Source organism: Pseudomonas sp. WJP1 (genome assembly GCF_028471945.1).
GTDB lineage: Bacteria > Pseudomonadota > Gammaproteobacteria > Pseudomonadales > Pseudomonadaceae > Aquipseudomonas.
Genome location: NZ_CP110128.1, coordinates 1,351,867 through 1,363,680 on the forward strand (window position 1 = coordinate 1,351,867; position 11,814 = coordinate 1,363,680).

10 protein-coding genes are annotated in these 11,814 nt (G+C 61.1%); 9 read left to right on the forward strand and 1 reads right to left on the reverse strand.

Translation table 11 applies throughout. From position 1 onward, the window contains the following. Positions 1 to 21 precede the first annotated feature (21 nt). The 9 genes from OH720_RS06105 (at position 22) to OH720_RS06145 (ending at position 10,586) form a co-directional block, all read left to right on the forward strand. Entirely contained in the window at positions 22 to 753 is a 732-nt protein-coding gene (locus OH720_RS06105; RefSeq protein ID WP_008056763.1) for a response regulator, read from the forward strand. Continuing rightward, entirely contained in the window at positions 743 to 2,212 is a 1,470-nt protein-coding gene (locus OH720_RS06110; protein ID WP_272604907.1) for an ATP-binding protein, read from the forward strand. The genes OH720_RS06105 and OH720_RS06110 overlap by 11 nt, the downstream gene beginning before the upstream one ends. 229 nt (positions 2,213 to 2,441) lie before the next feature. After that, positions 2,442 to 3,701, forward strand: a complete 1,260-nt coding sequence (locus OH720_RS06115; protein ID WP_272604908.1) for a D-mannose isomerase — start codon at positions 2,442 to 2,444, stop codon at positions 3,699 to 3,701. Between the two features lie 118 nt (positions 3,702 to 3,819). Continuing rightward, entirely contained in the window at positions 3,820 to 5,118 is a 1,299-nt protein-coding gene (locus OH720_RS06120; protein ID WP_008056767.1) for an ABC transporter substrate-binding protein, read from the forward strand. 151 nt (positions 5,119 to 5,269) lie between these two features. Continuing rightward, the gene (locus OH720_RS06125; protein ID WP_180203167.1) at positions 5,270 to 6,178 is read left to right on the forward strand and encodes a carbohydrate ABC transporter permease; all 909 of its coding nucleotides are present in this window, start codon (positions 5,270 to 5,272) and stop codon (positions 6,176 to 6,178) included. After that, complete coding sequence (locus tag OH720_RS06130; RefSeq protein ID WP_008056770.1) at positions 6,171 to 7,016, forward strand: carbohydrate ABC transporter permease; 846 nt, start codon at positions 6,171 to 6,173, stop codon at positions 7,014 to 7,016. The genes OH720_RS06125 and OH720_RS06130 overlap by 8 nt, the downstream gene beginning before the upstream one ends. Positions 7,017 to 7,019: 3 nt before the next feature. Continuing rightward, positions 7,020 to 8,180 carry an ABC transporter ATP-binding protein gene (locus tag OH720_RS06135; RefSeq protein ID WP_272604909.1) on the forward strand — a complete coding sequence of 387 codons (1,161 nt, stop codon included), beginning with the start codon at positions 7,020 to 7,022 and terminating at the stop codon, positions 8,178 to 8,180. 91 nt (positions 8,181 to 8,271) lie between these two features. After that, complete coding sequence (locus OH720_RS06140; protein WP_272604910.1) at positions 8,272 to 9,618, forward strand: carbohydrate porin; 1,347 nt, start codon at positions 8,272 to 8,274, stop codon at positions 9,616 to 9,618. A 113-nt stretch (positions 9,619 to 9,731) separates the two neighbouring features. Then, the gene (locus tag OH720_RS06145) at positions 9,732 to 10,586 is read left to right on the forward strand and encodes a D-hexose-6-phosphate mutarotase (RefSeq protein ID WP_272604911.1); all 855 of its coding nucleotides are present in this window, start codon (positions 9,732 to 9,734) and stop codon (positions 10,584 to 10,586) included. Between the two features lie 152 nt (positions 10,587 to 10,738). Here the strand turns inward: OH720_RS06145 and OH720_RS06150 are convergent, their stop codons facing one another. Beyond that, the gene (locus OH720_RS06150; RefSeq protein ID WP_170948639.1) at positions 10,739 to 11,599 is read right to left on the reverse strand and encodes a MurR/RpiR family transcriptional regulator; all 861 of its coding nucleotides are present in this window, start codon (positions 11,597 to 11,599) and stop codon (positions 10,739 to 10,741) included. Positions 11,600 to 11,814 lie beyond the last annotated feature (215 nt).

Sequence of the window (11,814 nt, forward strand, 5' to 3'; positions counted from 1 at the left end):
AAACAACAAGGACGCCGCCCCGTGAGCTCAGTCAACAAGTCGATTTTGTTGGTCGATGACGATCAAGAGATACGCGAGTTGCTGGACACCTACCTGACTCGCGCCGGGTTCCAGGTGCGTACCACGCCCGATGGCGCAGGCTTTCGCCAGGCCCTCAACGAGGCCCCCAGCGACCTGGTGATCCTTGACGTGATGCTGCCGGACGAAGACGGTTTTAGCCTGTGTCGCTGGATTCGCCAGCACCCGCGCCAGTCGCAGGTACCCATCATCATGCTCACCGCCAGCTCCGACGAGGCCGACCGGGTCATCGGCCTGGAACTGGGCGCCGACGACTACCTGGGCAAACCCTTCAGCCCCCGCGAATTGCAGGCGCGCATCAAAGCCTTGCTGCGCCGGGCGCAGTTCGGTCAGGAGCGCTCCGGCAGCGAAGTGCTGGCCTTCGATGACTGGCGCCTGGACATGGTCAGTCATCGCCTGTTTCACATCGACGGCGAAGAGGTGATTCTTTCCGGTGCCGATTTCGCCCTGTTGAAGCTGTTTCTCGATCACCCGCAGGAAATCCTCGACCGTGACACGATCGGCAACGCCACCCGTGGCCGGGACTTGATGCCCTTGGATCGTATCGTCGACATGGCGGTCAGTCGCTTGCGCCAGCGCCTGCGTGATACGGAAAAACCACCGCGACTGATTCGCACCGTACGGGGCAGCGGCTATCAGTTGGCAGCCAGTGTGGTTGCCGCCAATGGTCACTGATTTCCTGCGCAAGCTGGCCGGCCGCGTGCCGGTGCCGCGCTCGCTGCTCGGGCGCATGTTGTTGCTGACGTTACTCGCGGTGTTGTTCGCCCAGGCATTGTCGAGCGTGATCTGGGTCTCCCAACTGCGGGCGACCCAGCTCGAAGGCCTGGTCACCAGCGCGCGCAGCCTCGCCCACTCGATGAACGCCAGTGTCAGTTACCTGCGCTCGTTGCCGGTGGCGTACCGCCCGTTGGTGCTCGACCAGCTGCGCAGCATGGGCGGCACACGGTTTGTGGTGACGCTCAATGACAAACCCCTGGGCATGGAAGTGCTGCCGATCACGCCGCGCAAGGAGGCGGTGATCAAGGCGGTGGACGAAGTGCTGCGCCAGTCCCTGGGGCAGGACACCGACATCTCGGTGACTTTTGTCAGCCCCGAAGACCTGCGGATCTTCAATGGCGGGCTCAAGCTCGACGAACTGCCGCGCTCCTGGGCGCACTACGCATTGACCCTGGAACCGGTGAACCCGCCGGTGCTGGTCACGCAGATCCAGATGGCGCCCGGCGAGTGGCTGTACATCGCCTCGCTGTTGCCCGAACCCTACACCAGCCTTGAAGAGCAAGGCCTGCCGGCGCAGCAAGTGTGGTTCATCTTGCTCACCAGCGGCTTTCTGCTGTTGTTCATCGGCCTGCTGGTGCACTGGCAAAGCCGGCCGCTCAAGCGCCTGGCGCGGGCGGCGCGGGACCTGTCACTGGGCGCCGACGTCGAGCCGGTGGCCGAAGGCGGCGGCAGTGAAGTGGTCGAAGTCGGCCGCGCCTTCAACACCATGCGCGAGCGCATCAGCCGTTACCTGACCGAGCGCAGCCAGCTATTCAGCGCGATTTCCCATGACCTGCGCACGCCCATCACCCGCTTGCGCCTGCGCGTCGAGTTGCTGGAAGACGAAAAGCTGCAAGCCAAGTTCGGTCGCGATCTGGATGAGCTGGAGCTGCTGGTCAAGGGCGCGCTGCAATGTGTGAAAGACACCGACATCCACGAAAACATCGAGCCGGTGGATCTCAATCATGTACTCGAATGTCTGGTGGAGCCGTACCTGTCGCCCACCGGTAACGGTCGCGTGACCCAGCAAGGCCGTGCCCTGGCCGCCTATCCGGGTAAACCACTGGCGCTCAAGCGTTGCATCGGCAACCTGATCGACAACGCCCTGAAGTACGGCCAGAACGCCCACCTGCACATCGATGATGACGACAGCGCGTTTGTCCTGCATGTCGATGATGAAGGGCCGGGGGTTCCCGAGCAGCGGCTGGAACAGGTGTTCGAGCCGCACTTTCGTTTGGCCGGGCAACAGCAGGGGTATGGGTTGGGGTTGGGGATTGCGCGCAACATTGCCCATAGTCATGGGGGGGAAGTGAGTTTGCAAAATTTGCGTGAAGGCGGGTTGAGGGTGACCTTGCAATTGCCTCGCAGTGCTGACTAGGAATACCGAGTTATCGTTCATCGCGAGCAGGCTCGCTCCCACATTGGATTTGCGTACGACACAGAACCCCTGTGGGAGCGAGCCTGCTCGCGATGGCGTCAGACCCTTCAACAAAAACATCAAGGCAAATGTCACAAGTCGGTGACATAACTCGCCCCCTTCGTTACAAGCCCGCCACGGCCCGTTGTTTAGACTGCCCCTCAGTCATAACAACAAAAAAGGCCCCCCCATGCACACCTCCCAACCCGCGTTCAGCAGTTGGCTGAATGCCCCCGCCCACCAGCAATGGCTCGCCGCCGAAGGCTTGCGCCTGCTGGCGTTTGCCAAGGCTTCGAAGCTGCCTGAAGGCTTTGGCAATCTCGACGAAAAAGGTCGCCTGCCGCCCGACGCGCAAGCACACACCATGAACACCGCACGCATGACCCACAGCTTCGCCATGGCGCACATCCAGGGCCTGCCGGGCTTTGCCGAGCTGGTGGATCATGGCATCCAGGCCCTGCGCGGGCCGTTGCGCGATGCCGTGCACGGTGGCTGGTTCGCGGTTGCCGAACACCGCGACGGCAACACCGGAAAAAATGCTTACCTGCATGCCTTCGTGGCCCTGGCCGCCAGTTCCGCGGTGGTCGCGCAACGGCCCGGTGCGCAAGCCTTGCTCGATGACGCGATCGACATCATCGACAGCTGTTTCTGGAGCGAAGAAGAAGGCGCCCTGCGCGAATCCTTCAGCCGCGACTGGAGTAGCGAGGAAGCCTATCGCGGTGCCAACAGCAACATGCACGCCACCGAAGCCTTCCTCGCCCTGGCCGATGTCACCGACGACAAGCGCTGGTTGTGCCGCGCCCAGCGCATCGTCGAGCGGGTGATCCATGGTCACGCCGCCGCCAATGACTATCTGGTGATCGAGCATTTCGATCGCGACTGGCAGCCACTGCGCGAGTACAACCACGACAACCCGGCCGACGGTTTCCGTCCCTACGGCACCACGCCGGGTCACGGTTTCGAATGGGCCCGATTGCTCTTGCATCTGGAAGCCGCGCGGGTGCGCGCCGGCATGCTCACCCCGGGATGGCTGGTCACCGACGCGCAAAAACTCTTCGCACAGAACTGCCGCCACGGCTGGGACATCGATGGCGCGCCGGGCATGGTCTACACCCTCGACTGGGACAACAAGGCGGTGGTTCGCCATCGCCTGCACTGGACCCATTGTGAAGCCAGCGCCGCGGCCAGTGCCTTGCTCAAGCGCACGGGCGATGAGCAATACGAACACTGGTACCGCCTGTTCTGGGATTTTTGTGAGGGTCATTTCATCGATCGCGAAGGCGGCAGCTGGCACCACGAACTCGACCCATTGAACCGCCCCAGCGGCGATATCTGGACCGGCAAACCCGATCTCTATCACGCCTGGCAAGCCGTCCTGATCCCGCGCCTGCCCCTGGCGCCGAGCATGGCCATTGCGCTGGCGGCATTGTCCCAGAGCGTTTCCATGTAACCATGCGGTGACATTCGCGCGTCCCTTCGTTACCTGCGAAGGGGCGTCCCCTGTTTAGAATCCTCTGCAGCGCAAGCACCAGACTTGCATGCATAACAACAAGAAAGGTACTTCCAAGATGAATGCGATTTCTCGCCTCGCTACTGTCATTTCTCTCGTCTCCCTGTCTGCGCTCCCTCTCAGTGTGCTTGCCGCCGAATCCAAAGGTTCCGTGGAAGTCGTTCACTGGTGGACCTCGGGTGGCGAAAAAGCGGCGGTCGATGTCCTCAAGGCCCAAGTCGAAAAAGACGGCTTCACCTGGAAGGACGGCGCAGTCGCCGGTGGTGGCGGTTCCACGGCCATGACCGTGCTCAAGAGCCGCGCCGTAGCGGGTAACCCGCCGGGCGTTGCCCAGATCAAGGGCCCGGACATCCAGGAGTGGGGCAGCACCGGCCTGCTCAGTACCGACACCCTGAAAGACGTCGCCAAGTCGGAAAACTGGGACAGCCTGCTGCCGGTGAAAGTCTCCGACACCGTGAAGTACGAAGGCGATTACGTCGCCGTGCCGGTGAACATCCACCGCGTCAACTGGCTGTGGATCAACCCGGAAGTGTTCAAGAAAGCCGGGATCGACAAGGCGCCGACCACCCTCGAAGAATTCTATGCCGCTGGCGACAAGCTCAAAGCCGCCGGTTTTATCGCGCTCGCCCACGGTGGCCAGCCTTGGCAGGACAGCACCGTGTTCGAAGATGTGGTGCTCTCGGTCATGGGCGCCGACGGTTACAAGAAAGCCCTGGTAGACCTGGATCAGAAAACCCTCTCGGGCGCCGAGATGACCAAGGCCTTCACCGAGCTGAAAAAAATCACCACCTACATGGACCCGAACCGCGCCGGTCGTGACTGGAACATCGCCGCCGCCGACGTGATCAACGGCAAGGCCGGCATGCAGATGATGGGCGACTGGGCCAAGAGCGAGTGGACCGCGGCGAAGAAAGTCGCCGGCAAGGACTACCAGTGCGTGGCGTTCCCGGGCACCGAAAAAGCCTTCACCTACAACATCGACTCGATGGCTGTGTTCAAGTTGAAAGCCGATCGCAAAGGCGATATCGCCGCCCAGCAAGACCTGGCCAAGGTCGCCCTGGGCAAGGACTTCCAGAAAGTCTTCAGCATCAACAAGGGCTCGATCCCGGTGCGTACCGACATGTTGAACGACATGGCCGGCCTGGGCTTCGATTCCTGCGCCCAAGCGGCGGCCAAGGACTTCCTGGCGGACGAGAAGAACGGCGGCCTGCAACCGAGCATGGCGCACAACATGGCCACCTCCCTGGCCGTGCAGGGCGCGATCTTCGACGTGGTCACCAACTTCATGAACGACAAGGACGCCGACCCGGCCAAGGCCAGCGCCCAACTGGCGTCGGCCGTAAAAGCCGCCCAGTAATCCCTGACACCGAGTGAGCCCCCTGTAGGAGCGAGCCTGCTCGCGATGGTGTGTCAGCTACACAGATGTCGACTGACACTCCATCGCGAGCAGGCTCGCTCCTACAAGGGATCGCACTCCGATCCCCTACATCTAAACCTGGATTATCCCGATGAGCTCTGTGGCGGTTTTCAGCAAAGCCTCACCGTTCGATGCGCTGCAACGCTGGTTACCCAAGTTGGTACTGGCGCCGAGCATGCTGATCGTGTTGGTTGGCTTCTACGGTTACATCATCTGGACATTCATACTGTCCTTCACCAACTCCAGCTTCATGCCGAGCTACAAGTGGGTCGGCCTGCAGCAATACATGCGCCTGATGGACAACGACCGCTGGTGGGTTGCGAGCAAGAACCTGGCGCTGTTCGGCGGCATGTTCATCGGCATCAGCCTGGTGCTGGGCGTGCTCCTCGCCGTGCTGCTGGACCAGCGCATCCGCAAGGAAGGCTTCATCCGCACCATCTACCTGTACCCGATGGCGCTGTCGATGATCGTCACCGGTACCGCGTGGAAGTGGCTGCTCAACCCGGGCCTGGGCCTGGACAAGATGCTGCGTGACTGGGGCTGGGAAGGCTTTCGCCTGGACTGGCTGGTGGATCAGGATCGCGTGGTCTACTGCCTGGTGATCGCCGCCGTGTGGCAAGCCTCCGGGTTCGTGATGGCGATGTTCCTCGCCGGCCTGCGCGGTGTCGATCAGTCGATCATCCGTGCTGCGCAAGTCGACGGCGCGAGCCTGCCGACCATTTACTTGAAGATCGTATTGCCGAGCCTGCGCCCGGTGTTCTTCAGCGCCTTCATGATCCTTGCACACATCGCGATCAAGAGCTTCGACCTGGTGGCGGCGATGACCGCCGGTGGTCCTGGCTACTCGTCCGACCTGCCGGCGATGTTCATGTATTCCTTCACCTTCAGCCGTGGCCAGATGGGCATCGGTTCGGCCAGCGCCATGCTGATGCTCGGCGCCGTGCTGACCATCCTCGTGCCGTACCTGTATTCCGAGCTGCGAGGCAAACGCCATGACTAATCAACTCGGCAAACCGTCGCTCAGCTTCAGCCGCATCGCCATCTACGCCACCTTGTTGCTGGCTGCCGCGGTGTACCTGATCCCGCTGATCGTGATGCTGCTGACCAGCTTCAAGACCCCGGAAGACATCCGCACCGGCAACCTGTTGAGCTGGCCGACGGTGATCGACGGCATCGGCTGGATCAAGGCCTGGGACGTGGTCGGCGGCTACTTCTGGAACTCGGTGAAAATAACCGTGCCGGCGGTGCTGATCTCGACCTTCATCGGTGCCATGAACGGCTATGTGCTGTCGATGTGGCGCTTCCGCGGTTCGCAGCTGTTCTTCGGCCTGTTGCTGTTCGGCTGCTTCCTGCCGTTCCAGACCGTGCTGCTGCCGGCCTCGTTCACCCTCGGCAAGTTCGGCCTGGCCAACACCACCACGGGCCTGGTGCTGGTGCACGTGGTCTACGGGCTGGCGTTCACCACGCTGTTCTTCCGCAACTACTACGTGAGCATTCCGGATGCGCTGGTGAAGGCCGCGCGGCTCGATGGCGCGGGCTTCTTCATGATCTTCTGGAAGATCCTGCTGCCGATGTCGATCCCGATCGTGATGGTCTGCCTGATCTGGCAGTTCACCCAGATCTGGAATGACTTCCTGTTCGGCGTGGTCTTCGCCAGTGGCGATGCCCAGCCAATTACCGTGGCCCTGAACAACCTGGTCAACACCAGCACCGGGGCCAAGGAATACAACGTTGATATGGCCGCCGCGATGATCGCCGGGCTGCCGACACTGCTGGTCTACATATTCGCTGGCAAGTATTTCCTGCGTGGGCTGACGTCCGGCGCGGTCAAGGGGTAGAACATGGCAACTCTCGAATTACGCAACGTCAACAAGACCTACGGCGCTGGTTTGCCGGACACCCTGAAGAACATCGAACTGAAGATCGATGACGGGGAATTCCTGATCCTGGTCGGCCCGTCCGGCTGCGGCAAATCCACCTTGATGAACTGCATCGCCGGCCTGGAAACCATCAGCGGCGGCGCGATCCTGGTGGACGACGCCGACATCAGCGGCATGAGCCCGAAAGATCGCGACATCGCCATGGTGTTCCAGTCCTACGCGCTGTACCCGACCATGAGCGTGCGCGACAACATCGCCTTCGGCCTGAAGATCCGCAAGATGCCGACTGCGGAAATCGACGAAGAAGTCGCTCGGGTGTCCAAGCTGCTGCAGATCGAACACCTGCTCAGCCGCAAGCCGGGCCAGCTCTCCGGCGGCCAGCAACAGCGCGTGGCGATGGGCCGTGCCCTGGCGCGGCGGCCGAAGATCTACCTGTTCGACGAACCGCTGTCCAACCTCGACGCCAAGCTGCGGGTCGAGATGCGCACCGAAATGAAACTGATGCACCAACGCCTGAAAACCACCACGGTGTACGTGACCCACGACCAGATCGAGGCCATGACCCTGGGCGACAAGGTGGCGGTGATGAAGGACGGGATCATCCAGCAGTTCGGCACGCCGAAAGACATCTACAACAACCCGGCCAACCTGTTCGTGGCGAGCTTCATCGGTTCGCCGCCGATGAACTTCATCCCCCTGCGTTTGCAGCGCAAGGACGGTCGCCTGCTGGCGCTGCTCGATAGCGGCCAGGCCCGTTGCGAATTGCCGCTGGGCATGCAGGACGCAGGTCTCGAAGACCGCGAAGTGATCCTCGGCATGCGCCCGGAGCAGATCGTGCTGGGCAACGGTGAAGCCAATGGTTTGCCGACCATTCGCGCCGAAGTCCAGGTCACCGAACCGACCGGGCCCGACACCCTGGTGTTCGTCAATCTCAACGACACCAAGGTCTGCTGCCGCCTGGCGCCCGATGTTGCGCCAGCGGTAGGCGAGACCCTGACCCTGCAGTTCGATCCATCGAAAGTGCTGCTGTTCGATGCCAAGACCGGCGAACGGTTGGGGGTTGCCGGCCTGCCGAAAATCGAATCACACACGGCCAACGTCGCCCAATTCAAAGGCCGCTGAAGATCAAAAAATGTGGGAGCGGGCTTGCTCCCACAGGGGATGTAACCGCGTTAAACAAAAAAGTTAATAACAATAAGACGAGGAAGTAGGGATGAAGAAGAACAACAGCGCTCAGCTTATCTGCCAGTTATCGGCCGTTGCGGCCATGATGCTGGCCGGCAGCGTGCACGCGGCTGAAGCGTTTAGCGCCGATTCCGAATGGATGACCGGCGATTGGGGCGGCGAACGGACCCGGCTGATCGAGCAAGGCATCGACATCAAGATGGACTATGTCGGTGAAGTGGGCGGCAACCTCCACGGCGGCTTCAACGATGATAAGACCGCGCGCTACAGTGACCAGTTCGGCCTGGGCGCGGCGCTGGACCTGGAGAAACTGTTCGGCTGGGACAACACCCAGGCCAAGGTCCAGCTCACCAACCGTAACGGTGAAAACATCTCCAATGACCGCATCGGCGACCCGCGTGCCGGCACCTTGAGTTCCTCCCAGGAAGTCTACGGTCGTGGGCACATGGTCCGGCTGACCCAGCTGTGGATCAAGCATCAGTTCCTCGACAACAAACTCGACATCAAGGCCGGTTACTTCGGTGAGGGTGAAGACTTCAACACCTTCCCGTGCGAATTCCAGAACCTGGCGTTCTGCGGTTCCCAGGTGGGCAACTGGGCCACCAATATCTGGTACAACTGGCCGGTCAGCCAGGCCGCTATCCGCCTGAAGTGGAACATCTCGCCTGAGTTCTATGCGCAGATCGGCGCGTACAACCAGAACACGTCGCAACTGGAGCACGGCAACGGCTTCAAGCTCAGCGGCAGTGGCACCAACGGCACCGTACTGCCGGTCGAACTGGTGTGGTTGCCTAACCCTGGCAACCTGCCGGGCGAGTACCGTGTCGGTTACTACAAAAGCACGGCCAAAGCCGATGACGTCCTTAAAGACGACAACGGCAATGATGCAGCCACCAGCGGCAACGCCTATCGCAGCCACAGCAGCAAGCACGGCTACTGGTTCGTTGCACAACAGCAACTCACCAGCCATAACGGTGACGCAACCCGCGGTCTGAACATTGCCGCCAACGCCACGTTCCACGACAAGGACACCAACATCGTCGACAACTACCAGTCGTTGATGTTTGTGTACAAAGGGCCGTTCGATGCACGCCCCAAAGATGACATGGGGATCGGTTTCGCGCGTATCCATGTCAACGATGACGTGAAGAAAAACGCCGAGCTGGTCAACGCCTCCAATGGCGTCAGCGACTACAACGACCCGCTGTTCTCGCCCCTGCGTGACACCGAATACAACTACGAGCTCAACTACGGTTTCCACGTGACCAACTGGCTGACCGTGCGTCCCAACCTGCAATACATCACTCACCCGGGTGGTGTGGATGAAGTCGATAACGCTTTGGTCGCCGGCCTGAAAATTCAGTCGGTGTTCTAACGCGACTGCGATAAGCTCCTCTCCATGTGCGCATTTTGCGGACGGCCAAGGCTGTCCGCTTTTTTTTGCGGGCCGCGCACCCCGGTAACAGATGATTTTCAGGACCGTGGCACATGCTTGAGCATCCGCTACAACGCTTCTTCAAATCCTTGCGTGAACGGCCGGTGTTCGCATGGGAGCGCTATCAGAAGCGCGACGTGTTGGTGATCGATCATCCGCTGTGTCAGGCGGTGTTCAGTCGTCAGGGCGCGCAGTTGCTGCACTTTCAGCCCAAGGGGCAGAAACCCTGGCTGTGGTGCGCGGCGAAGTGGCCGCAGGTTGGAGCCATTCGCGGTGGCGTGCCGGTGTGCTGGCCATGGTATGGCCGTCATCCCAGCGAGAACGCCTGGCCGTCTCATGGCTGGGCGCGCTTGCTCGACTGGAAACTGATCGACAGCGGCAGCGATGACGATGGCGTGCGCCTGCACTGGCGGCTTGAGCTGTGCGACTGGCAAGTGGACCTGCACGCGCATCTGGGCGAGCGCATGGAGCTGCACCTGAGCACCGAGCATCAGGACGACATGCCGTGCCAGTTGAGCCAGGCTTTGCACGCTTACTGGCGTATTGGTGATGTCAGTGAGATAGCGCTGTCTGGGCTTGAGGGCGCGCAGGGTTATGACCAGTTGAGCCGGCAGAGTTGCCAGCAGGAGGGCGAGTTGCGCGTCGATGGCGGTTGTCAGCGGGTGTTCCAGCATGACGGCGAACTGCAGCTCAACGATCACGCCTGGGAGAGGGCGTTGTGCATCGATACCGGCGACACGGCGGACACGGTGGTGTGGCACCCGGGCTCGCGGCCGCTGTTGGGGGTGAGCTGGAATGAGATATCGGAATTCGTTTGTGTGGAAGCGGCGAGCGGCGGCACCGACAGCTTGTGCCTGAAACCAGGGGAGCGGGCGCATTTGAGTTTGCAGGCGCGGGTGGGAGTTTAGTTCTGGGTTTGCGGCGCTCCGTCTACCGCCATCGCGAGCAGGCTCACTCCCACATTGGATCTTCAGTGGACACAGCATCTGTGTTCAAACCAATCCCCTGTAGGAGTGAGCCTGCTCGCGAAGAGGCCCGATCAGGCAATGCAGATGTCGGACTAGTTGAACTCGTCCCCCACCGGATACCGGCTGGCATTCAAGCTCTCCTTGATCTTGCGCAAATGCGGCTGGAAATCCACCCCGCGGCGCAAGGTCATGCCGGTAGCGAGCACATCCAGCACGGTCAGCTGGATGATCCGCGAAGTCATCGGCATGTAGATGTCGGTGTCTTCCGGCAGCGGAATGTTCAGGCTCAAGGTACTGGCCTTGGCCAGGGGCGAGTTCTCGGCGGTCAGGCCAAGCACCGAAGCACCGTTCTCCCGGGCGATGCGCGCTACTTCCACCAGTTCGCGGGTGCGGCCGGTGTAGGAGATGATCACGAACAGCTCGCCCGTGTGCGCCACCGAGGCAATCATGCGCTGCATCAGCACGTCGGCATGGGCGGTCACGGCCAGGTTGAAACGGAAGAACTTGTGCTGCGCATCCAATGCCACCGGGGCCGAGGCGCCGAGGCCGAAGAAGTGGATCTGCCGGGCCTGGATCAACAGGTCGACGGCGCGGCTGATCAGGTTCGGGTCCAGCGCCTGGCAAGCGCTGTCCAGGGACGCGATGGCGCTGCCGAAGATTTTCTGCGTGTAGGCTTCCGGATTGTCATCGGCTTCCACCGCACGGCTGACGTAGGCGGCGCCACTGGCCAGGCTCTGGGCCAGTTGCAACTTGAGCTCCGGATAACCGCTGACGCCAAACGAACGGCAGAAACGGTTGACCGTCGGCTCACTGACCGAGGCGGCCTGGGCGAGGGCGGCGATGCTGAATCGGGTGGCCTGCTGTGGATTGAGCAGGATCACCTCGGCCACTTTGCGTTCGGCCTTGTTCAGCTCTTCAAGGCGATTCTGGATCTGCTCCAGTAAATTTCGCACGCGGTCCATATAAGTATCCTTTACACCTGCGCCAACAAGCGCGCGGCTAATGCAAAAAGGGCCTTTGATGAGGCCCGTAACGGTGGCCTATCCTACTGATGGCTCCGACCGACCACCACTCGGAATCTGTATTTTGCGAAAATGTTGTGGTTATTACTACATTTTCCCTTGAGTGATGCCTTGAAAAAAGGTATTTGTAGCTTAACTTGATAAAA

Excerpts from the sequence above, each read along its gene's own strand:
- OH720_RS06110 (WP_272604907.1), top strand. The coding sequence starts at position 743 with ATGGTCACTGATTTCCTGCGCAAGCTGGCCGGCCGCGTGCCGGTGCCG.
- OH720_RS06115 (WP_272604908.1), top strand. The coding sequence starts at position 2,442 with ATGCACACCTCCCAACCCGCGTTCAGCAGTTGGCTGAATGCCCCCGCC.
- OH720_RS06120 (WP_008056767.1), top strand. The coding sequence starts at position 3,820 with ATGAATGCGATTTCTCGCCTCGCTACTGTCATTTCTCTCGTCTCCCTG.
- OH720_RS06125 (WP_180203167.1), top strand. The coding sequence starts at position 5,270 with ATGAGCTCTGTGGCGGTTTTCAGCAAAGCCTCACCGTTCGATGCGCTG.
- OH720_RS06130 (WP_008056770.1), top strand. The coding sequence starts at position 6,171 with ATGACTAATCAACTCGGCAAACCGTCGCTCAGCTTCAGCCGCATCGCC.
- OH720_RS06135 (WP_272604909.1), top strand. The coding sequence starts at position 7,020 with ATGGCAACTCTCGAATTACGCAACGTCAACAAGACCTACGGCGCTGGT.
- OH720_RS06140 (WP_272604910.1), top strand. The coding sequence starts at position 8,272 with ATGAAGAAGAACAACAGCGCTCAGCTTATCTGCCAGTTATCGGCCGTT.
- OH720_RS06145 (WP_272604911.1), top strand. The coding sequence starts at position 9,732 with ATGCTTGAGCATCCGCTACAACGCTTCTTCAAATCCTTGCGTGAACGG.